General features: G+C 64.5%; 21 protein-coding genes, 3 tRNA genes and 4 pseudogenes. 14 read left to right on the top strand and 14 right to left on the bottom strand.

What is annotated here, in order from left to right:
• Positions 1-82 precede the first annotated feature (82 nt).
• The 7 genes and pseudogenes from alaS to ACUDAL_RS13555 all read left to right on the top strand — a co-directional run bounded on the left by alaS (position 83) and on the right by ACUDAL_RS13555 (position 4,944).
• A pseudogene (alaS, locus tag ACUDAL_RS13585) lies at positions 83-2,016 on the top strand (alanine--tRNA ligase).
• Positions 2,010-2,690 carry a DHHA1 domain-containing protein gene (locus ACUDAL_RS13580; RefSeq protein ID WP_444678491.1) on the top strand — a complete coding sequence of 227 codons (681 nt, stop codon included), beginning with the start codon at positions 2,010-2,012 and terminating at the stop codon, positions 2,688-2,690. The pseudogene alaS and the gene ACUDAL_RS13580 overlap by 7 nt, the downstream one beginning before the upstream one ends.
• Positions 2,691-2,803: 113 nt before the next feature.
• On the top strand, positions 2,804-4,054 hold the full coding sequence (locus ACUDAL_RS13575) for an aspartate kinase (RefSeq protein WP_444678490.1): 1,251 nt from the start codon (positions 2,804-2,806) through the stop codon (positions 4,052-4,054).
• A gap of 225 nt (positions 4,055-4,279) precedes the next feature.
• Positions 4,280-4,480, top strand: a complete 201-nt coding sequence (gene csrA / locus ACUDAL_RS13570) for a carbon storage regulator CsrA (RefSeq protein ID WP_444678489.1) — start codon at positions 4,280-4,282, stop codon at positions 4,478-4,480.
• 97 nt (positions 4,481-4,577) lie between these two features.
• Positions 4,578-4,670: transfer RNA gene (locus ACUDAL_RS13565), tRNA-Ser, on the top strand.
• A 29-nt stretch (positions 4,671-4,699) separates the two neighbouring features.
• Positions 4,700-4,776 (top strand) — tRNA-Arg (locus ACUDAL_RS13560).
• A gap of 91 nt (positions 4,777-4,867) precedes the next feature.
• A tRNA-Arg gene (locus ACUDAL_RS13555) sits at positions 4,868-4,944 on the top strand.
• Between the two features lie 280 nt (positions 4,945-5,224).
• Here the strand turns inward: ACUDAL_RS13555 and ACUDAL_RS13550 are convergent.
• Positions 5,225-6,192: pseudogene (locus ACUDAL_RS13550) on the bottom strand (tRNA dihydrouridine synthase).
• Between the two features lie 170 nt (positions 6,193-6,362).
• Between ACUDAL_RS13550 and ACUDAL_RS13545 the strand changes: the two are divergent.
• The 3 genes and pseudogenes from ACUDAL_RS13545 to ACUDAL_RS13535 all read left to right on the top strand — a co-directional run bounded on the left by ACUDAL_RS13545 (position 6,363) and on the right by ACUDAL_RS13535 (position 9,830).
• Positions 6,363-6,671, top strand: coding sequence for an OadG family transporter subunit (locus tag ACUDAL_RS13545; protein WP_444678488.1), 309 nt, complete (start codon positions 6,363-6,365; stop codon positions 6,669-6,671).
• Positions 6,668-8,496, top strand: a pseudogene (gene oadA, locus ACUDAL_RS13540) (sodium-extruding oxaloacetate decarboxylase subunit alpha). The gene ACUDAL_RS13545 and the pseudogene oadA overlap by 4 nt, the downstream one beginning before the upstream one ends.
• An 11-nt stretch (positions 8,497-8,507) precedes the next feature.
• Positions 8,508-9,830, top strand: coding sequence for a sodium ion-translocating decarboxylase subunit beta (locus tag ACUDAL_RS13535; RefSeq protein ID WP_444678487.1), 1,323 nt, complete (start codon positions 8,508-8,510; stop codon positions 9,828-9,830).
• An 83-nt stretch (positions 9,831-9,913) separates the two neighbouring features.
• Here the strand turns inward: ACUDAL_RS13535 and ACUDAL_RS13530 are convergent, their stop codons facing one another.
• The 4 genes from ACUDAL_RS13530 to ACUDAL_RS13515 all read right to left on the bottom strand — a co-directional run bounded on the left by ACUDAL_RS13530 (position 9,914) and on the right by ACUDAL_RS13515 (position 13,219).
• Complete coding sequence (locus ACUDAL_RS13530) at positions 9,914-10,261, bottom strand: 2Fe-2S iron-sulfur cluster-binding protein (RefSeq protein WP_444678486.1); 348 nt, start codon at positions 10,259-10,261, stop codon at positions 9,914-9,916.
• Between the two features lie 216 nt (positions 10,262-10,477).
• On the bottom strand, positions 10,478-11,959 hold the full coding sequence (locus ACUDAL_RS13525; protein WP_444678485.1) for a hypothetical protein: 1,482 nt from the start codon (positions 11,957-11,959) through the stop codon (positions 10,478-10,480).
• A gap of 241 nt (positions 11,960-12,200) precedes the next feature.
• Positions 12,201-12,731, bottom strand: coding sequence for a chromate transporter (locus ACUDAL_RS13520; RefSeq protein WP_444678484.1), 531 nt, complete (start codon positions 12,729-12,731; stop codon positions 12,201-12,203).
• Positions 12,728-13,219 (bottom strand): chromate transporter, encoded by a 492-nt coding sequence (locus ACUDAL_RS13515; protein WP_444678483.1) that lies wholly within the window; start codon positions 13,217-13,219, stop codon positions 12,728-12,730. Before ACUDAL_RS13515 ends, ACUDAL_RS13520 begins: the two co-directional genes overlap by 4 nt.
• 255 nt (positions 13,220-13,474) lie before the next feature.
• On the opposite strand from ACUDAL_RS13515, the gene ACUDAL_RS13510 reads away from it, so the two are divergent.
• The 4 genes from ACUDAL_RS13510 (at position 13,475) to ACUDAL_RS13495 (ending at position 16,282) form a co-directional block, all read left to right on the top strand.
• Positions 13,475-14,137 (top strand): GntR family transcriptional regulator, encoded by a 663-nt coding sequence (locus tag ACUDAL_RS13510; RefSeq protein WP_444678482.1) that lies wholly within the window; start codon positions 13,475-13,477, stop codon positions 14,135-14,137.
• A gap of 159 nt (positions 14,138-14,296) precedes the next feature.
• On the top strand, positions 14,297-15,097 hold the full coding sequence (locus ACUDAL_RS13505; protein ID WP_444678481.1) for a creatininase family protein: 801 nt from the start codon (positions 14,297-14,299) through the stop codon (positions 15,095-15,097).
• 33 nt (positions 15,098-15,130) lie between these two features.
• On the top strand, positions 15,131-15,466 hold the full coding sequence (locus tag ACUDAL_RS13500) for a hypothetical protein (RefSeq protein WP_444678480.1): 336 nt from the start codon (positions 15,131-15,133) through the stop codon (positions 15,464-15,466).
• 156 nt (positions 15,467-15,622) lie between these two features.
• A complete protein-coding gene (locus ACUDAL_RS13495) occupies positions 15,623-16,282 on the top strand; it encodes a GntR family transcriptional regulator (protein ID WP_444678479.1) in 660 nt (219 codons plus the stop codon).
• Positions 16,283-16,367: 85 nt separating this feature from the next.
• Here the strand turns inward: ACUDAL_RS13495 and ACUDAL_RS13490 are convergent, their stop codons facing one another.
• The 9 genes and pseudogenes from ACUDAL_RS13490 to ACUDAL_RS13450 form a co-directional block, all read right to left on the bottom strand.
• On the bottom strand, positions 16,368-16,658 hold the full coding sequence (locus ACUDAL_RS13490; protein WP_444678478.1) for a DUF1330 domain-containing protein: 291 nt from the start codon (positions 16,656-16,658) through the stop codon (positions 16,368-16,370).
• A gap of 29 nt (positions 16,659-16,687) precedes the next feature.
• Positions 16,688-17,173, bottom strand: coding sequence for an aspartate dehydrogenase (locus ACUDAL_RS13485; protein WP_444678477.1), 486 nt, complete (start codon positions 17,171-17,173; stop codon positions 16,688-16,690).
• A complete protein-coding gene (locus ACUDAL_RS13480) occupies positions 17,062-17,496 on the bottom strand; it encodes a hypothetical protein (protein ID WP_444678476.1) in 435 nt (144 codons plus the stop codon). The genes ACUDAL_RS13485 and ACUDAL_RS13480 overlap by 112 nt, the downstream gene beginning before the upstream one ends.
• A gap of 6 nt (positions 17,497-17,502) precedes the next feature.
• Positions 17,503-17,700 carry a hypothetical protein gene (locus tag ACUDAL_RS13475; RefSeq protein ID WP_444678475.1) on the bottom strand — a complete coding sequence of 66 codons (198 nt, stop codon included), beginning with the start codon at positions 17,698-17,700 and terminating at the stop codon, positions 17,503-17,505.
• The gene (locus tag ACUDAL_RS13470) at positions 17,664-17,840 is read right to left on the bottom strand and encodes a hypothetical protein (protein ID WP_444679450.1); all 177 of its coding nucleotides are present in this window, start codon (positions 17,838-17,840) and stop codon (positions 17,664-17,666) included. The genes ACUDAL_RS13475 and ACUDAL_RS13470 overlap by 37 nt, the downstream gene beginning before the upstream one ends.
• 132 nt (positions 17,841-17,972) lie before the next feature.
• Positions 17,973-18,883: pseudogene (locus ACUDAL_RS13465) on the bottom strand (2Fe-2S iron-sulfur cluster-binding protein).
• A gap of 132 nt (positions 18,884-19,015) precedes the next feature.
• Positions 19,016-19,357 carry a GlcG/HbpS family heme-binding protein gene (locus tag ACUDAL_RS13460; RefSeq protein ID WP_444678474.1) on the bottom strand — a complete coding sequence of 114 codons (342 nt, stop codon included), beginning with the start codon at positions 19,355-19,357 and terminating at the stop codon, positions 19,016-19,018.
• The gene (locus tag ACUDAL_RS13455; protein ID WP_444678473.1) at positions 19,354-19,494 is read right to left on the bottom strand and encodes a hypothetical protein; all 141 of its coding nucleotides are present in this window, start codon (positions 19,492-19,494) and stop codon (positions 19,354-19,356) included. The genes ACUDAL_RS13460 and ACUDAL_RS13455 overlap by 4 nt, the downstream gene beginning before the upstream one ends.
• Before the next feature lie 131 nt (positions 19,495-19,625).
• Positions 19,626-20,261, bottom strand: coding sequence for an aldehyde dehydrogenase family protein (locus ACUDAL_RS13450; protein ID WP_444678472.1), 636 nt, complete (start codon positions 20,259-20,261; stop codon positions 19,626-19,628).
• Positions 20,262-20,288: the final 27 nt, after the last annotated feature.

The following is a 20,288-nucleotide window of genomic DNA, read 5'->3' as shown; positions in this document are numbered from 1 at the left end:
CAGGCGCGTGTTTTCGGCCCTGCTCAACGGAGTCGAGCGCGCCTGACCATCGGGTCACCACGCTCATCGCCACGGATATCCCATGAAAAGCGCAGACATCAGACAAGCCTTTCTGACCTACTTCGAGGAGCATGGCCACACCGTCGTTCCTTCGAGCTCACTGGTGCCGGGCAACGACCCGACGCTGCTGTTTACCAATGCCGGGATGGTGCCATTCAAGGACGTCTTCCTCGGCCGTGATCCGCGCCCCTACGTGCGCGCAGCCTCGTCGCAGCGCTGCGTACGCGCCGGCGGCAAGCACAACGACCTGGACAACGTCGGCTACACCGCGCGTCACCACACCTTCTTCGAGATGCTGGGCAACTTCAGCTTCGGTGACTATTTCAAGCGCGATGCGATCCGCTTTGCCTGGGTGTTCCTCACCGAGGTGCTGCAGCTGCCCAAGGAGAAACTATGGGTGACGGTGCACGTCAGCGATGACGAGGCGGAGGCGATCTGGAAGGAGGAGATGGGCATCGACCCGGCGCGCTTCTCCAAGCTCGACGAAGACAACTTCTGGCAGATGGGCGATACCGGCCCTGCGGGCCCAGCTCTGAGATCTTTTACGATCACGGCCCCGAAGTGTGGGGCGGCCCGCCTGGAAGCCCCGAGGAGGACGGCGATCGCTACATCGAGATCTGGAACCTCGTCTTCATGCAGTTCGACCGCGATGCGGCCGGCAACCTCAACCCGCTGCCTAAGCCCTCGATCGATACCGGCATGGGGCTGGAGCGGATTGCAGCGGTCATGCAGGGCGTGCACTCGAACTACGAAATCGACCTGTTCCAGAGCCTGCTGGCAGCGGCCGCGCAGCGTACCGGCCACCAGGACACGGCGAACCCGTCGCTGCGAGTGATCGCCGACCATATCCGCTCCTGCGCCTTTCTCATTGCCGACGGGGTGATGCCCTCCAACGAGGGGCGTGGCTACGTGCTGCGTCGGATCATCCGTCGCGCCATCCGCCACGGCCACAAGCTTGGTGCCAAGGAGCCGTTCTTCCACAAGCTGGTGGGCGCCCTCGATGCCGAGATGGGGGCTGCCTATCCGGAGCTGCGCGAAGCCCGCCACCAGATCGAGCGCATCCTGCTGAAGGAGGAGGAGCAGTTCGCGCGCACCCTCGAGCACGGCATGAGCCTGCTCGAAGCTGCGCTGGCCGAGCTCGAGGGCGAGGTGCTGCCCGGCGAGACGGTGTTCAAGCTGTACGACACTTACGGCTTCCCCTACGACCTGACCGCCGACGTCTGCCGTGAACGCGGCGTGACGCTGGATGCGGCAAGCTTCGAGCGCGAACTCGAGGCGCAGCGCGAGCGGGCGCGGGCCGCCAGCCAGTTCGGCGCCGACTACCACGCCGCGCTGGAGCTTGACGGCGAGACCGCCTTTACCGGCTACGAGGTCCTCGAGGGACAGGCCAGCGTGACCGCCATCGTTGATCGCGAGGGCAATGCGCTGGTGGCGCTCGAGCCCGAGCAGCGCGGCATCGTGGTGCTCGACCGTACGCCGTTCTATGGTGAATCGGGCGGCCAGGTGGGCGACACCGGCTACCTGCTGTTGGACAGCGGACGCTTCCTGGTCACCGACACCCAGAAGCAGGGCGGCCATCACCTGCATCACGGCGTGCTGCTCGAAGGTCGCCTGAGCGTGGGCGCCGAGGTAACGCCTCAGGTCGATGCCAGGCTGCGCGGCGCCACCATTCGCAACCACTCCGCTACTCACCTGATGCACAAGGCGCTGCGCCTGGTGCTGGGCGACCACGTGCAGCAGAAGGGCTCGCTGGTGACGCCGGAGCGGCTGCGCTTCGACTTCAGCCACTTCGAGGCCATGACCGCCGAACAGCTGGCCGAAGTGGAGCGTCTGGTCAATGAGCAGATCCTTGCCAACGCGCCGACCCGCATCGAGCAGATGACGCTCGATCAGGCCAAGGCCAGGGCGCGGCGGCGCTGTTCGAGGCCAAGTACGCCGACAGCGTACGGGTGCTGACCATCGGAGCCGATGATTTCTCCATCGAGCTGTGCGGCGGCACCCACGTGGCTCGCAGCGGCGACATCGGCTGCTTCCACATCGTCAGCGAGCAGGGCATCGCAGCGGGCGTACGCCGCATCGAGGCGATCACCGGAGAAGGGGCGCTGGCCTACTTCCGCGAGCAGGAAACGCGCCTGGCGCGCATCGGCGAGCGCCTCAAGGCCAAGCCGGAGCAGGTCGAGGAGCGCGTCGAGTCGCTGGTGGAGCGTAACCGCAGCCTGGAGAAGGAGCTCGAGCGGCTCAAGGCCAAGCTGGCCAGCGCCGCGGGCAGCGACATGCTGGCGCAGGCCCAGGAGATCGCCGGGGTCAGGCTGCTGGCCACCCAGCTCGAAGGCGTCTCTGCCAAGGAGCTGCGCGGCGTGCTCGACCAGCTGAAGCACAAGCTCGGCTCGGGTGTGGTAGTGCTGGGCGTGGCGGATCGTGAGGCCGGCAAGGTCAGCCTGATCGCTGGCGTCACCGACGACCTCACCGGGCGCGTCAAGGCCGGCGAGCTGGTCAATCACGTGGCCACCCAGGTGGGCGGCAAGGGCGGCGGTCGCGCCGACATGGCCCAGGCCGGGGGCAGCGACGTGGCGGCCCTGCCGGCGGCCCTGGAGAGCGTATCCGCCTGGGTCGAACAGCGCCTGCAGTAGCGGGAAGCTCGGGTCGGCCGCTCCGGCCCGAGTTGGGAGAACTGTTTCAAGAACCGATTAGCGACTTTCACTCATCCGGGCGCAGCGCGCTCGACAAGCGAGGAAAACCGTAGATGGCACTTTACGTACAGAAATTCGGTGGTACCTCGGTGGGCTCCGTGGAGCGCATCAAGGCCGTGGCCGAGAAGGTCAAGGGCTTTCGTGACGACGGCCATCAGGTGGTGGTCGTGGTCTCCGCCATGAGCGGCGAGACCAACCGTCTGATCGGCATGGCCAACGAGATCAGCGACGAGCCCACGCCGCGCGAGATGGACATGCTGGTCTCCACCGGCGAGCAGGTCACCATCTCCCTGCTGGCTCTAGCGCTGCACAAGCTGGGCGTGCCGGCGACTTCCTATACCGGTTCCCAGGTGGGCATTCTCACTGACAGCGCCCACACCAAGGCCCGCATCCAGCGCATCGAGACCGATGAGATGCGCGAAGACCTCGATGAGGGCAAGGTGGTCGTAGTTGCCGGTTTCCAGGGTGTCGACGAGGAGGGCAACATCACGACCCTCGGTCGCGGTGGCTCCGACACCACCGGCGTGGCGCTGGCGGCAGCGCTTGGCGCCGACGAGTGCCAGATCTACACCGATGTGGACGGGGTCTACACCACCGACCCACGCGTCTGCTCCAAGGCGCAGCGCCTCGATACCATCACCGTCGAGGAGATGCTTGAGCTGGCGAGTCTCGGCTCCAAGGTGCTGCAGATTCGCTCGGTAGAGTTCGCCGGCAAGTACAATGTCCCGCTGCGCGTGCTGTCCAGCTTCGAGGATGGCCCCGGCACCCTGATCGTTGCTGAATCCGACCAAGATGAGGACTCCATGGAAGAACCGCTGATCTCCGGTATCGCCTTCACCGCCAACGAGGCCAAGCTGACCCTGCTCAACACGCCGGACGTACCGGGTGTGGCATCGCGTATTCTCGGCCCCATCGCAGATGCGAATATCGAAGTCGACATGATCGTGCAGAACGTGGCGCCGACGGGTGACTACACCGACTTTACCTTCACCGTGGCCAAGGGTGACTACAAGAAGACGCTCAAGATTCTTGAAGAGCAGGTTATCCCGGACCTTGGCGGCGGTGAGATCAACGGCGATGACAATATTGCCAAGGTTTCGCTGGTAGGCGTCGGCATGCGCTCCCATGCCGGCGTGGCGTCAAAGATGTTCCGCGTCCTGGCCGACGAGAATATCAATATCCGCATGGTTTCCACCTCGGAAATCAAGATCTCGGTGGTCATCGACGAGAAGCAGATGGAACTTGCTGTACGTGCCCTGCATACCGCTTTCGGTTTGGATAAAAGCGATATCGAAAGTGAATAGGGAAAAAGACAACTTACAAGATAAGACGACTGACACGGCTTGCATCTCCTACCCTACAGGGGAGCTGTAACAAGCACGAGCGTGCTCACCTGTAGTGCAAGCGTATCTTAAGTGATACGGTTAGGTGGTGCGCCGTGGCACTTTGTTACATAATGGATGCAAAATTGTAGTACTGATGGAGTCAGTACGCATTCCGTTGCCAGTCGTCTGAGAAGGAGATCAGTCATGCTCATCCTGACCCGCCGAGTCGGAGAAACCTTGATGATCGGTGATGACATCACCGTCACCGTCCTTGGCGTCAAGGGCAACCAGGTCCGTATCGGCGTCAACGCGCCCAAGGATGTCGCCGTACATCGCGAGGAAATCTATCAGCGTATCCAGCGCGAGAAGTCCGATGGAGAAGGAGGGAGTGGTTCCGGAGCCTGACGCCACGGTTGGGGCCATCTGTCCAGCGCAAAATAAATAGCTGAATGCACTGGACAATGGAGGGCTGAGGCGATAGGATGTGCGCCGTGTCGATGAGGGAGAGGTGGCCGAGTGGCTGAAGGCGCTCCCCTGCTAAGGGAGTATGGGGTTTATAGCCCCATCGAGGGTTCGAATCCCTCCCTCTCCGCCATGCGGCACGCGACACCAAGCAAGCAAGATGCGCCCGTAGCTCAGCTGGATAGAGTACCTGACTACGAATCAGGTGGTCGGAGGTTCGAATCCTCCCGGGCGCGCCAAGCTGAAGTCGAAGCAAAATGTCGATATGAAGCTAGCTGCTTGGGAACGCCAAATAGGCAAGTTAGAAAAAACGGCTCAGCCGTACCTTAAGCGCCCGTAGCTCAGCTGGATAGAGTACCTGACTACGAATCAGGTGGTCGGAGGTTCGAATCCTCCCGGGCGCGCCAGTTTCAGACCCGTCCTCGTCAGAGGGCGGGTTTTCTGTCTGTAGGCTGCTGTTGTCGCATGGCGCTGCCATGCGCGCTTCGCTTTGGCTGGCTGCAGTGGCACGCCTGGCGTGTGTCGACTGCGCGATCGTTTGGGCGCCCATCGTTGCGATGGGCGCCTTCTTTTGCCTTGCTTTCCTTTCCTATCCTTCTCTGGCTCTGTGCTCAGCGGCGTAACCCGTGGCCCACCGGCCTGGACTCTGGGCGGCGTCGTGGGTGCCTGGAGGGGCGTCAGGCGGGTTCAGGCGGGTTCAGACACGTTCGCGGCTGGCGCTGCCTGTCGGTCGCAGTGAAGCCCTTCGAGCAGCTGGTCGAGGTCGTTGATGCGCTTCACGCTGTGAAAGCGCTGCCTGGCATCGTCGCTGCCCTGCTGCATGTGATGAAGCCACTGCTTGACCAGGGAGGTGACGATTCTGTCGGGTAGCGTGCGGCGCTGCACGCTGGCGAACTCCGTCAGGATGTCGGCGCGTGCCTGCCAGGGGTCTCGGGGAGTCGGTTGCCGGTGCTTTGCCAGTGGCGAATGCGAGGCGCAAGCCCTGGGTCGGCCAGGGCGCCGCGCCCCAGCATCACATCCTGGCAGCCTGACAGGGTCCTGGCTTTCCAGTAGTCCTCCAGCGTCCAGATCTCGCCGTTGGCAACGATCGGGATGCGCAGCCGGCAGCGAATACGGCCGATCCACTCCCAGTGGGCCGGAGGGCGGTAGCCTTCGTCGCGGGTGCGGGCATGCACGGTCAGCTGTGCTGCGCCGCCATCCTCGGCCGCCATGGCGCAGGCCAGCGCTAGACGGCGGTCGGCGAAGCCCAGGCGAATCTTGGCTGTCACCGGCACGCTGCCCTCTACCGCACGGTACACGGCGGCCACGGCCGCCTGTACGCGACTGGGGTTGCGCAGCAGGGAGGCGCCACCGTCGTGACGGTTCACCAGCTTGGCTGGGCAGCCGAAGTTGAGGTCGATGGCGCTGGCGCCCAGTTCGACCGCCTGGCGTGCATTGGCCGCCAGCGCGATCGGGTCGCTGCCCAATAGCTGCAGCGCTACCGGAACACCGGAAGGCGTGGATGGCGGGCAGTCGAGCAGTTCGGGGCAGTGCTTGTGAAAGACGCGGGGCGGCAGGCGAGCGTCGACCACCCGCACGAACTCAGTGACGGCCCAGTCGAACCCGGGTTGGCGCGTCAATAGATCGCGGGTGAGGGCATCGATGACGCCTTCCATGGGAGCAAGGCCGATCCGACCTTTTTGTAGTAAAACAACAACGCTGGCTTCCACCATATCGCACTTGCAATAATTCCAGAGTGTGGCAGTTTATAGGACAATTTGAAACGCTTCTCACCCTTTTAGCTTCAGGATGCTGACAAAAAAGAGAAGCTTTGAGGAGAAACGCTATGCAGGACACGCAGCTTCTGCAGGACGGCCTGGCCCTGATGGGGGTCGGCATGGGCTTCGTTTTTGTTTTTCTTACCGCGCTGGTGCTGGCCACGACCCTGATGTCGTTGGTAGTACGCCGCCTGGCGCCGACGCCGGTGCCCGCACCGTCGGCGCCCCGGCCCGCGGCCGACAAGGGGATGAGGCCGAGCTGCTTGCCGTCATCAGCGCCGCCGTGCACCGCTATCGCCGCCGGCGCTGAGCGGTCAGCGCCAGCCGTCGGCGCCATCTTACACCCAAAACTATTAGCCATGGGATCATCCTCATGAGTGAGACCAAACGTCCGCTGGGCATCACCGACGTCGTGCTCCGCGACGCCCATCAGTCCCTGTTCGCCACCCGCCTGCGCCTCGATGACATGCTGCCGATCGCCGAGAAACTCGACAAGGTGGGTTTCTGGTCGCTGGAGTCCTGGGGCGGGGCCACCTTCGACGCCTGTATCCGCTACCTCGGCGAGGATCCGTGGGAGCGGATACGGGCGTTGAAGGAGGCGATGCCCAACACCCCCAGCAGATGCTGCTGCGCGGCCAGAACCTGCTCGGCTACCGCCACTACGCCGATGACGTGGTCGACCGCTTCGTCGAGCGGGCCAAGACCAACGGCGTCGACGTGTTCCGCGTGTTCGATGCCATGAACGACCCGCGCAACCTCGAGCGTGCCATCCGCGCGGTGCGTCAGGTGGGCGGGCACGCCCAGGGCACCATCTCCTATACCGTGAGCCCGGTGCACACCCTGGACAGCTGGGTCGAATTGGCCGAGACCATCGCCGCCATGGGCGCCGATTCGCTGGCGATCAAGGACATGGCAGGCCTGCTGGCCCCTACGATGCCTACGAGCTGGTCACGCGGCTGAAGAAATCGCTGTCGATTCCCATCCACATGCAGTGCCACGCTACCACCGGGATGTCCACCGCCACCATCCTCAAGGCGGTCGAGGCCGGGATCGACAACGTCGACACGGCCATCTCCTCGATGTCGATGACCTACGGCCACAGCCCCACCGAGTCGGTGGTGGCGATCCTCAAGGGCACCGAGCGCGACACCCACCTCGACCTCGAACTGCTCGAGGACATCGCCGGCTACTTCCGCGAGGTGCGCAAGAAGTACGCCGCCTTCGAAGGTTCGCTCAAGGGCATCGACTCGCGCATCTTGGTCGCCCAGGTGCCGGGCGGCATGCTCACCAACATGGAGAGCCAGCTCAAGGAGCAGGGCGCCGGCGACAGGCTCGACGACGTGCTGGCCGAGATTCCCGCGTGCGCGAGGACCTGGGCTTCATCCCGCTGGTCACCCCCACCTCGCAGATCGTCGGCACCCAGGCGGTGATGAACGTGATGCTGGGCGAGCGCTACAAGTCGATCTCCAAGGAGGTGCAGGCGCTGCTCAAGGGCGAGTATGGCGCCGCGCCGGCTCCTTCGACAAGGCGCTGCAGAATCGCGTGCTGGAGGGCGGCGAGCCGATCACCTGTCGCCCCGCCGACCTGCTCGAGCCCGAGATGGAGCGCCTGGCTGTCGAACTCAAGGAGAAGGCCAAGACCGACGGTATCCGCCTCGCTGAGGGTGAGCGCGAGATCGACGACGTGCTCACCTACGCGCTGTTCCCGCAGATCGGGCTCAAGTTCCTCAAGCATCGCGACAACCCTGATGCCTTCGAGCCCGTGCCCCAGGCGCCGGGCAAGGAAGAGGCCGATGCCACCCTGCCGGCGAAGGCGGGCGCCAAGCTGCCCGCGACTCCGGCTGCCGTGCCCGCCGGCCCCGAGACCTATACCGTCAAGGTCAACGGCAAGCAGTACGTGGTCGAAGTCGCCGAAGGCGGCGAGATCGGCGCCGTGAGCGAATCCACCGCCACGCCCGCCGCTCAGCCTGCCGCCGGCGCTGCGGCACCGACCGGCGAGACCATTGCTGCACCGCTGGCCGGCAACATCTTCAAGGTCAACGTGCGCCCGGGGGATACGGTCGAGGCGGGCGATGTGGTGATCATCCTCGAAGCCATGAAGATGGAAACCGAGGTGCGCGCCGCCAGCGCCGGTACGGTCTCGGCGGTCAAGGTCAGCGAAGGGGACAGCGTCTCCGTCGGTGACCCCCTGATCGTGCTGTAAGGACCACTTCCATGGAAAAGTTATTGACGCTATGGGAGGGGTCGGGTCTCTACAACCTGACCCTGGGCCAGGCGGTGATGATCGCCGTAGGGCTGGTGCTGCTCTATCTCGCCATTCACAAGAAGTTCGAACCGCTGCTGCTGGTGCCGATCGGCTTCGGCGGGATACTGGCCAACATCCCCGAGGCGGGCCTGGCGATCTCGGCGCTGGACCAGGCCATCGAGGTGGCGCGCCCAGCGGTGCTGCAGCAGATCGCCGCGGCGCTGGGGGCCACCCTCGATCCGCTGGCCGGTGACGAGGCCTGGCGCAACACCCTCAAGGCACTGCTCGACAACGGCGTCGCGCCGGATCAGCTGCGTGCCGCCCGCGACATCGCCATCAACGTCGGCTATGGCGACGGCCTGCTGTATGTCTTCTACAGCCTGGCCGTGACGTCGGGCATCGCCCCGCTGCTGATCTTCATGGGTGTGGGTGCCATGACCGACTTCGGCCCGCTGCTGGCCAACCCGCGCACGCTGTTTCTCGGCGCGGCGGCCCAGTTCGGCATCTTCGCCACCCTGTTCGGGGCGGTGGCCATGTCGACGCTGGGCTGGATGGACTTCTCCATCGAGCAGGCGGCGGCCATCGGCATCATCGGCGGCGCCGACGGCCCCACCTCGATCTACGTCTCGAGCGTGCTGGCTCCCGAGCTGCTGGGTGCCATCGCCGTGGCAGCCTACGCTTACATGGCGCTGGTGCCGATGATCCAGCCGCCGATCATGCGGCTGCTGACCACCCGCAAGGAGCGCGCCATCACCACGACGCAGCTGCGGCCGGTCTCAAAGCTGGAGAAGATCGCCTTTCCCGTGCTGCTGCTGTTGCTGGTGGCGCTGTTCCTGCCCGATGCCGCCCCGCTGCTGGGCATGTTCTGCTTCGGCAACCTGATGCGCGAGTGCGGCGTGGTCGAGCGACTGACCGATACCGCGCAGAATGCCCTGATCAACATCGTCACCATCGTGCTGGGGCTGGCCGTGGGCTCGCGGCTGATGGCCGAAAGCTTCCTGGCCCTGGAGACGCTGGGCATCATGGCGCTGGGCATGGTGGCGTTCGCCATCGGCACGGCGGCGGGGGTACTGATGGCCAAGCTGATGAACCTGGTGAGCCGCATGCCGATCAACCCGCTGATCGGCGCGGCCGGGGTCTCGGCGGTACCGATGGCCGCCCGGGTGGCGAACAAGGTGGGGCTGGAGTCGAACCCGCACAACTTCCTGCTGATGCACGCCATGGGGCCCAACGTGGCGGGCGTGATCGGTTCGGCGGTGGCGGCGGGGGTGATGATCAAGTACCTGGGCTGATAGCCAGGAATGCCAAGAGCCCGCCGGCGCGTGCCGGCGGGCTCTTGCGTATCTGTCCCTGGCCTGGGTGGCCTGCGAGCGGTTCAGGAGGCGGTGGTGCTGCCGGCGGGCTTGGTGCCAGCGGCGGCGGTGGGGCTCTCCTGGGCCAGCTCGAGATCCTCTTCCACCCACAGCTGGCAGGCCAGCCGGTAGCCCTGCTCAAGGCGCGTACCGAGCATCTTCTTCTCTTTCCAGTTGGGCTCGGGCAGGGCCTCGCCGCCCTTGAGCACCTTGCACATGCACTTGGCGCACTTGCCCATGCCGCAGCCATAGCTCAGGTGGGGGTAGGGAAACTGGCGGATGCCCGCACGCACCACCAGGTTGGTGTTGGGCTGGACTTCGCCTTCGAAGACCTCGCCGTTCTTGTGAATCTTGATCAGGGGCATAGTCATCACCTAGTCGTTTCGTCAGGTTGCGCATCGCGGTGCGCTTGGTCAGTCTTGTCTTTTGGCATATGGTATACCATGTGCCGCCTGCGGGTGTTCGTCAACCCTCCTTTGCGCTATTTTCCGGGTCTCCTCTTACCTTGAGCGAAGCCGCCCTAAACGAACACACCCGGCGCCATGGCGCCGGGTGAAGGGGTTACTGCCTGTAGGACCTGCTCTTCGCTATATCAGCAGGAACACGGCGAGCAGCGAGGCCACGATGATGCCGGTGATGACCGGGACGAAGTTGCGTCGCACCAGGGCGGCGGGACTGACCCCGGCGATACCGGCATCGGCTGCCACGCCGAAGGCCCAGGCCGCCAGCGTGCCGCCACCGGCGAAGATCGCCGCTACCTGACCCAAGGCTGCCAGCACGTGGATGTCGACATCGGCAGCGGTTCCCAGCGCGCCCGACAGCGAGCCTACCAGCGGCAGGCCGGAGAAGCCCGAACCGTCCATGCCGGAAAGCAGGCCGATGAAGGCCATGCCGAAGACCAGCAGGAAGACGTTGCCGTCGATGAAGTGGCCGATGTTATGGCCGATATCGAACAGGTAGCCTGACGCACCGGCGCCGATCACCTCGGCGGAGTGGCCGGGGTGGCCGAGGAAGAAGAAGCCGGCGATCGGAATGATCGGGGCAAAGATCTTGATGGCGAAGAAGAAGCCCTCGCGGGTGTAGGTGCTGATGCCATCCAGGGCGTGGTGCCCGTGGGAGGCGAACGAGGAGAGTACCAGCAGCAGTGTGGCGGTACCGCCCAGCAGCGCCGTGGCTCCGCCGCCGCGAATGGCCTGGTCGGGCATGAACACGGCACGATAGATCATCAGGCCGGCAATACCAAGCAGGATGATAGGAACCGCGATAGCGAAAATCCGAGCGTAGGGACCGGCTTCGGGCTCCTCCTCATCCTTGACGGTACTGGCCTGCACGGCGGCGGCGCCGGCCGAGCGCGGGGTGAAGACCTCGTCGGTCTGGGGTGCCTCGAGCACGCCGGAGCGCATGTCACGACGCAGGGCGAGACAGGCCATGGTGATGGCCACGCCGCCCACCACCAGCGAGAACAGCAGGGTGTAGGGCACCAGCACGGCGGTGTCGATGCCCGCGGCGCCAGCGGTGAGGCGGCTGGCGCCCTGGATGACCGGGTCGGCGGAGAGCGCCATGCCGTGGCCGAACAGGTTCACCGCCATGGCGGCGCCGATGGCCGGCAGGCCGACCTGCATGGCGACAGGAATGAGGACCGTGCCGACCAAGGCCACGGCCGGGGTCGGCCAGAAGAAGGCGGCGGCGATGTACATGGTGATGCCGACCACGAAGAAGGCGGTCCAGGGGCCGACCATCAGCTTCTTCATCGGTGCCACCATCAGCCTGTCGGCGCCCTGGCTTTGCAGCGACTTGAGCATGGCCACCATCAGGGCGATGACCAGCATGATATCGAAGAGCTCGGTGCCGGCATTGAGCAGGGCCCGGAAGACCACCTGCACCGCAAAGATCGTTTGGTTGAGCACGCCCTCGTGGGGGGCGTCGGCCAGCAGGCCAAGCATGAAGATACCGGCGATGGAGGGGACGATGACTCCCTTGCGAAAGCCGATGGAGACGAAGATCGCCAGGATCACCAGCAGGAAGATCCAGTGCGAGGCGGTTAGTTGAACCTGTTCAAGCTGTTCCATATTGCACCTTGTCGTGTCGTCAGGCTGGGGCGATGGGGCCGAGTCACTCGGGACGCCATCGTCTGCTTGTAGTTGTCGGTTGCTGAATTGCCACGGTCGGTCTCGTGCATTGCCTTGCATGTCACGAAAGCGGTGCTGACGTCTTCCGCGCATGGGTTGTCGTTATCGCAATCGTCGTCGTTGCATGCTCCTCTCCTCCAGTGCAGGGGTGGCTATCCATGAGGTAACCGGTAGCGCAGCGCTAGCCCAGCATCAGGCCGCCATAGGCCAGTGCGCCGACTACCACGAGAGCGGGGTGTGTCTTGAAGCGGAGCAGCGCAACGGCGGCCGCTGCACCGATCAAAAGGGTGTGAACGAGCCCGGCCCCGGCCAGACCCTCGGAAAAGAAGCTCAGGACCATGCCGGCCATCATGATGGCGATCACCGGGCGAACCCACTGACTCATGCGCTTGACCCGCGGCGAGTCGCGATAGCGGTAGAGCAGGCCCAGGGCACCCAGCATCAGCAGCAGGGTGGGCACCACGGTGGCCAGCACGGCGACCACTGCGCCGCCAACGCCGGCCACTTCATAGCCGACATAGCCCGCCATCTTCGTGGCGATGGGGCTTGGCAGGGCGTTGCCCAGTCCCAGGACCTCGGCGAACTCCTGGGGGTTCATCCAGTCGTAGCGACCTACCACCTCCGCCTCGATCAGCGGAATGATGGCGGGGCCACCGCCGTAGCCGACGATGTTGGGAATGAAGAAGGCCAGGAAGAGCTGTACGTAGATCATTGGGCCGCCTCCTTGGTCACCTTGCCTTTCGTCAGCGGCAGCATGGCGGCGACCAGCAGGGCACCGATGACCAGCCCGGGATGGAGACCGGCCCAATAGATCAGTATCCCGGCCACGCCGGCCATGATCAGGCTCACTCCCCAACCCAGTGCCAGGCGCGACTTGTCGAGAAAGTCCCAGGCCAGCTGGCCCATCATCACCATGACCACCGGCACCATGCCCTGGCTCATGCCTTGGATCCAGGCCACGTCGCGGTAGCGGCTGAACAGGCCGAGCAGCAGGATCATAACCACGATCATCGGCAGGATCACCGCCAGCACCGCATTGACACAGCCCAGGGCGCCACCTACGCGGTAGCCGATATAGCCCGGCATCTTGGTGGCGATGGGGCCCGGCAGGGTGTTGGCGATGGCCAGGACATCGGCGAACTCCTCATCCTTCATCCAGCCGTGGTGCTTGACCACTTCCTGGTGTACCAAAGGAATCATCGAAGGGCCCCCACCGAACCCCAGGAGGCCGATGCGGAGAAAGGAAAAAACAGCTTGCCCTGTTGCGATGCCGTCATGTCAGCGAGCGCCTTTATTGGTTCCAGTTGATTATTTATAGAAAAACAACGCGGTAGTGATTCGGCTGTTGTACTTTTTCTAGGAATAATCGATTATTTGACTCAGACTATGACGCATCTGAGGAGCACGTCAAGATCGGTATACCAAATTCCAAAAGAAAATATGTGGAGCCACGCCATGACCGATATCATCAAGCAGGGCAACGCCACCGCGGCGAGCCGGATCTACGAGCTGTTGCGCCAGGACCTGCTCGACGGCCGCTACCGTGCCGGTGAGCGCCTCTCCATCACGCTGTTGCGGGAAACCTATCAGGTGGGGCTGAGCCCGTTGCGCGAGGCGCTCAATCGCCTGGCGGCCTATGGCCTGCTGCGCCAGGAGAACCAGCGCGGTTTTCGCGTGCTCGAACTCAGTCTGGAGGAGCTTGCCGACATCACGGCGATGCGCCTGCGCCTTGAAGGCACGGCGCTCGAGCTGGCCATAGCGCATGGTGATGCAGAGTGGGAGTCCCAGCTGCTGGCGGCCAATCATCGCCTGTCGCTGGCAGACAAGCGCACCTCCGTGGTGGAGTGGGAGCAGCTGCATTCGCGGTTTCACAATGCTCTGGTGGCACCCTGCGGCTCGGCCTGGCTGCTGCGCTTCATCAGCCAGCTGCACGACCAGTTCGACCGCTATCGCCGGGTGGCCCCGAGGGCCCTCGAGCTTCGCCACCGGCTCGATGCCCAGCACCAGGAGCTGGTCGACCTGGCCCTGGCACGCGATGCACGCCGTGCCCGGGAGCTGATCGAGGACCACATCTCCCTCTCCAGTGAAGTGGCCATGCTCAGCTGCCGAGAGGCTTGATTCGCCGGCCGGAGCGAGATTGTCGCGCGAGGGCTTTACAGGCGCAGCGGGATTCGACTAGTGTTGGTATATGGTATACCAGGCGCCAAGGCGCTTGCCCCTGACAACACCGCCTGCCGCAGCGAATACCTGACGAGCAGGCGCTCGAAGGAGAGCGGGATGGAAAGCTACCTGCTGACAGAGATGACCTGGCCGGAGGTCGAAGAGGCCCTCAAGACCGTGAAGCTGGCCATCGTGCCGGTCGGCGCCCACGAGCAGCACGGCCCGCACATGAACGAGAGCTGCGATGCCGTGCTGGCCACCGAGATGGCCAAGCGGCTTGCCGAAGTGCTCCACCCCCAGGTGCTGGTAACCCCGACGGTCAGCATGGGCGTCTCGCCCCACCACCTGAACTTCCCCGGCACCATCAGCCTGCGCCCCGAGACGCTGCTGGCGGTGCTGCGTGACATGGTGGTATCGCTCCAGCGTCATGGCATCGACAAGGTGCTCTTCCTCAACAGCCACGGCGGCAACCAGGGCACGCTGGGCCTGGCCTGCGCCACCTTCGCCCAGGAGCTGGGCGTGGACTGCTTCTACGCCAAGACCACGGCGTCGGCCAAGAAGGCCATGAAGGAGCACATCTCCTCCACCCTGTTCGGCCATAGCTGCGAGCGCGAGGTGTCCGAGGCGTACTACCTCGCCCCTCACCTGGTGCGTCCCGAAAGGCTCGTGAAGGGCGATATCGTGCACGGTGGGCGCTGGGAAGGCATGCGGCCCGGCAACCCCATCCAGGGCTTCTATCGCTATGAGGAGATGACCCGCAACGGCTGCATCGGCGATGCCACCCAGGCCAGCTATGCCATCGGCAAGGCCATCGTCGAAGAGGCGCTGGAGGAGCTTTCCGCCGCTCTGCGGCCGATGCTGGAGGAGCGTTCCGATGCAAGCCGTGCTGCAAGGGGCGAGCGGGAGCTTGCCACCTGAGCCTGCTCTTGCCGAGCAGCCATCACGACCGCGATGACCCGACCACAACAAGAGAGCAATGACATGTACATCATCCTGACAAGCAAGCTGGGCGAATACGATGCCAGGCCGGGGCAGGGCATCGCCCCGGTCGAGACCTACGAGTACTTCTTCTACGGCAAGAAAAAGGCCGACTTCACCATTGCCGAGGTCAATGGCGACGAGGGCCGGGTGAACATCGTCGAGACCGCCGAGGACGGCAAGACCAACAGCGTACCGCTGAAGTTCTTCGAGCGCTTCGACAGCGTGGAGGCGGCGCGTGCCGAACTCGAGCAGCTGGTCACCTTCGGCTCAATCGACGCTCGCTTGAAGAAAGCCGAGCTGCATTGAGCTTCTGACCAGCAGCCTTCACGGCCCCGTCACCGTCGGTGCGGGGCCGAGCGCATGGCGGTCCTCCGTGTACCAGATACCATCGCTTTGCCGTGATGTGTTACAATCATCTTTCCCTTTCTTATCCCAGCCCCGAGACGCCCGATGGTAGCCCGAATGGAAGAGTCCTGGACCCAGGAAGACCTCTCGCCGATCCGCGACAAGGTTTACGCCTATCTCAAGGACGCCATCCTGCGTGGCGAATACAAGGCGGGTGATCGCCTGGTCGAGAGAGTGCTGGCCGACAAGCTCAACATCAGTCGGACGCCCATCCGGGAGGCGCTGTTCCGCCTCGAGACCCAGCGCTTCGTACGCACGGTGCCGCGCAAGGGCGTGGTGGTTAACGAGATCACCCAGGCCGAGATTCTCGAGGTGTTCATGATTCTGGCCTCGCTGGAGTCGCTGGCGGCCCGCCTGGCGGCGCAGAAGATCAATGACGAGATCGCGGCCGATATCGACCAGCTCATCGCCGAGATCGATGCCGCGCTCGACATCGGCGGCGGCGACGAGGTGGAGCTCAACGTCCAGTACAACGAGCTGATTGGCCGGGCCGCGGGCAACCCCAAGCTCCACGAGATGCTGGTCGACCTCAAGGACTACGTGCGGGCCTTCTCCAACCTCAGCAGCGCCCTCCCGGGGCGTACCAAGGAAGCGTTGCGCGAGCATCGGGACATATTGAGCGCGATTCGCAACGGGGAAGAGGATCTGGCCGAGAGCTTTACCCGCATCCACCTCGAGAAGTCGCGCAAGGCCTACATGAGCCGCTCCCACGTCTGACGCTAGCCGACCACAGCACAACGCAACCCGGGCGCCTTGGCGCCCGGGTTGCTGTTTTTACCTGCTGCCTGGCGGTGTCCTGGCGTCAGGCGCCCTCGACGATGCGGATGTCCCTGATCGCGCCGTCGCCCAGCGCTTCTAGCGCCGCCCCGTACGCCTCGCCATCGTGGGTCGCCCGTGCACTCTCGAGATCGGGAAACTCGATGATAATGGTGCGATCCTTGAGGCCCTGCTCATAGGCAAAGGCGGCGACGTCCCTGGCCAGGAAGTGGCCGCCGCCTGTGGTGATGGCAGGCAGGGCAAGCTCTATATAGCGGGCATACCTGGTCCTGTCCGAGATTTCCCGGTAGCAGGAGACCCAATAGGCTTTCTTCATTTTCGAGCTCCTTGAACGCGTCAGCGATGCTAGCCGATCACCAGCGGCGAGGAGAGGTTCTTCAGCGTCCGGGCGACGCTCATGGCGACGATATAGCCAGTCTTGGGGTTGCTGGGAGAGGGCGTGTTCTGCACTTCGATGCGCACCTCGCCGAATAGGCCCTTGGCGCTGACCTCGTGCACGTTCTTGTCGATGGTGGGATCGACCAGCACCCTCACCTCGGTGGCCTCGAAGCCGATACCGGCCAGGCTAAGTGCCGCCGAGACATTGACGCTCTCCGGGAACACCCGTGACGATTCGCGGGCATTGCCCTCGAAGATCACCGTCGGCTGCGTCACCGTGTCGAGGTTTACTACTTCCTCGGCAAAGGTGCCGCGCCAGGCCTTGACCGGCTTGCGTGTGGTCAGCGTGACGCGCTCCAGCGGCCCCTGGGCGGCGGCGGCGATGCGGTCGAGCCCGGCGATGGCCGCCGAGGGCACCAGTACCCGCTTGCCGTGTTGGCTGGCGCTGGCCATGACCCGGTCGAACAGGGCCTGGTCGCAAAGGCGCCCACCGAGACCACCATGAAGTCGCAGCCGTGGGATAGCGCTGCCTCGGCGTAGCGGAACACCGCCGCGTGACCGGCGGTCTCGACCACCACGTCGGGGCGGCGCTCGAAGAAGGCCGCTTCGCTGTCGGTGATCAGACAGTCGCCCAGGGCGACGTCGGCGTATTTGGCCGCATCGCGCACCAGAACGGCGGCCAGACGCGTGTCACCCGCCTGACCGCCGAGGATGGCTTCGGCGACATCCTTGCCCGCCGTGCCATAGCCGATGAGTCCTACGTTCAGCATCGTCATGACTCCCTACGCTTCTGCCTTGGGCTTGACTTGGCCTGCGCCGGCATTGCCACCCTTGGTCGACTCTTCCCAGGAGACCTTGACGTCGCCCTTGAGGAAGGTCTGACAGGCCAGACGGTAGCCCTGCTCGATTTCTTCCTTGGTGAGCAGCTTTTCTTCCTTCTTTTTCACGGCGTCGGTGTTCTCCAGGCCTTCCTCGACCAAACACTTGCAGGTGCCACACAGGCCGCCGCCGCACTTGAATGGAATGCCCCCTTCTCGCGCAGGGACATGCGCAGCAAGTTGGAGTCTTCGGGAACACTGATGACCTTGCCACCGTTGGTGATGAAAGTGATATCCGGCATGTCGATTACCTCGCTGGTTCCGGTTGCGTCAGGCAGCGCTGCCTTCGAGCTCATGGGTGAAGTTGAAGCTGTCGGCGTAGATCCGCTCGATGTCGAGCCCGCGCTTGGCAAAACTTGTCTTGGCCGCGGCGATCATCGGCGGGGGCCGCACAGGTAGGCATCGAAGGCGCTCAGGTCGTTGAAGTCCTCGCATACCGCCTCATGCACGAAGCCGCGGCGACCGTCCCAGTCAGGGGCGGGCTCGGAGAGGACCGGCACGTAGCGGAAGCCGGGCAGCGTCCGGGCCCACTCGCTAAGCTGGTCGTGGAGGTAGAGGTCCTCGGCGCGGCGCACCCCCAGTAAAGGGCGATGCCCGGGCGGTCGTCGTGGTCGAGCAGCGACTCGATAATACTCTTGAGCGGTGCCAGGCCGGTGCCGCCGCCCACCATCAGCAGGTCGCGAGGACTCTCGGCGTCATGCCGGAAGTTGCCCAGCGGCAGCTCCACGTCGAGGGTGTCGCCAGGCTGGTAGTGAGTCTCCAGCCGGCCGGTGAAGTGCCCGCCCGGCACCCGGCGGACGTGAAAGTCGAACAGCTCGCCGCGGTGAGGCGAGGCCATGGAGAAGCTGCGCGGGGTGCCGTCGTCGAGCATCACGTTGAGGTACTGCCCCGGGTGGAAGACCACCTCGCTCGCCGTGGGGATGCGCAGCACCAGGTGGGTCACGTCGTGGCTCAGCTTGTCGAGCGTCTCGATGGTGGCGACATGGAAATCGGCCGGAATGTGACCCGCAGGCAGCAGCTTGGCGCTGATGGTCAGGTCGCTCTGGGCACATGCCTGGCAGGCCAGCGCATAGCCCTCCTCGGCCTCCTCTTCGGTCAGGCCGAAGGGGAACTCTTCATATTCGACCGTGCCTTCCACCAGTTTGACGCGGCAGGCGCCGCAGCCACCGAAGCGGCAGTCGTGAGCGAGCGGAAAGCCTGCTCGCTCGGCGGCTTCGAGCAGCGGCTCGCCAGCCTGGGCTTCGAAGCTTTCTGACGTGTCGGAGAGGGTAATACGGTAGCTCATGGCAGCCTCCTGGAGCGCACCCGTTTCAAGGCAGGGTCTTGTCGTTGTTGCCGAGTCGGTGCTTGGCCGGTCGTCTGGGGGGTCGGCAAGGGCGGGGCGCCTTGCCGACGGTCATGCTTGGCTCGGCCGGGCTTACTTCTTGATGTCGGCCTCGACCACCACTTCGTGGCCGGACTCGCGCAGGTGGTCCTGCAGTGCTTGGAGCGCAGCCAGGCCGGCCTGGGTGTCCTGCTCGCCGTTGCCGCCGCTCAGGCCCACGCCACCGATCACCTCGCCGTCGACGACGATGGGGAAGCCGCCGACGAACACGGCGAACTTGCCCTCGAAGCTCCACTGGATGCCGAAGGCCTCGTTGCCGGGCAGGGCGGGGCCGTTGGGGGCGGTGTTGAACAGGTGGGTCGAGCGCTTGTGGCCGGCGGCGGTGAAGGCCTTGTTCCAGGCGATCTGCGGGCCGGTGACGCGGGCACCGTTCATGCGCTCGAGTGCCAGGGGTAGCCGCCGTCATCCACTACGCAGATGGTTTCCAGCACGCCGATCTCCTCGGAGCGCTTCTTGGCGGCTTCCACCATCAGCTTGGCTTCTTCCAGTTCCAGTCGAAATACCTGTTTCATGTCTTTCACCTTGTCGTCAGGTTGTCGTTGTAGGTGTCGCGCTTAGCGGCCGAGGTAGACGGTCTTGGTCTGGGTGAAGAAGTCGAGCCCGGCGCGTCCCGACTCACGGAACGTGGAGGTGCTCGACTGTTTCAGGCCGCCGAAGGGGCGTTGACCAGATTGCCGGTGGTGGTGCGGTTGACCTTCACCGTGCCGGCCTGGATATCGAGCGGGAAGCGCTGGATATAGCCGATGTCGTTGGTCACCAGGGCAGCGGAGAGGCCATAAGGCGTGTCGTTGGCCTTGGCGATGGCATCCTCGTAGCCGTCGATCTCGATCACCGCGACCACCGGGCCGAAGATCTCCTCGCGGGCGATGCGCATCTGCTGGGTCACGTCGCTGAAGATGGCCGGTGCCATGTAGAAGCCCTTGGCGAACTCGCCTTCGGTGAGGTGCTCGCCGCCGTGAACGTGCGTGGCCTCCTGCTTGCCCGCCTCGACGTAGCCGAGCACGGTGTCGAGCTGCTGGCGGGTGGCCAGCGGGCCGATCTGGGTGCCCTCGGTCATGCCGTTGCCGATCTTCAGCGTCTTGACCTTCTCCACCAGTCGCGTGAGGTACTCCTCCTTGCGACTGCGGGAGATCAGCACCCGGCTGGTGCCGGTGCAGGCCTGGCCGGTCAGCGAGAAGCCGCCCTTGACGGTGAGGTCGACCGCGATGTCGATATCGGCATCGTCGAGCACGATCAGCGGGTTCTTGCCGCCGAGCTCCATCTGGGTGCGGGTGGCCATGCGGCGCGGCGCGGTGGATGCGCTCGC

The organism is Halomonas sp. E19 (assembly GCF_052439355.1).
Taxonomy (GTDB): Bacteria; Pseudomonadota; Gammaproteobacteria; order Pseudomonadales; family Halomonadaceae; genus Halomonas.
The sequence above is the reverse complement of the archived record's forward strand: the minus strand, read 5'-3'. Positions and strand labels throughout refer to the sequence as shown.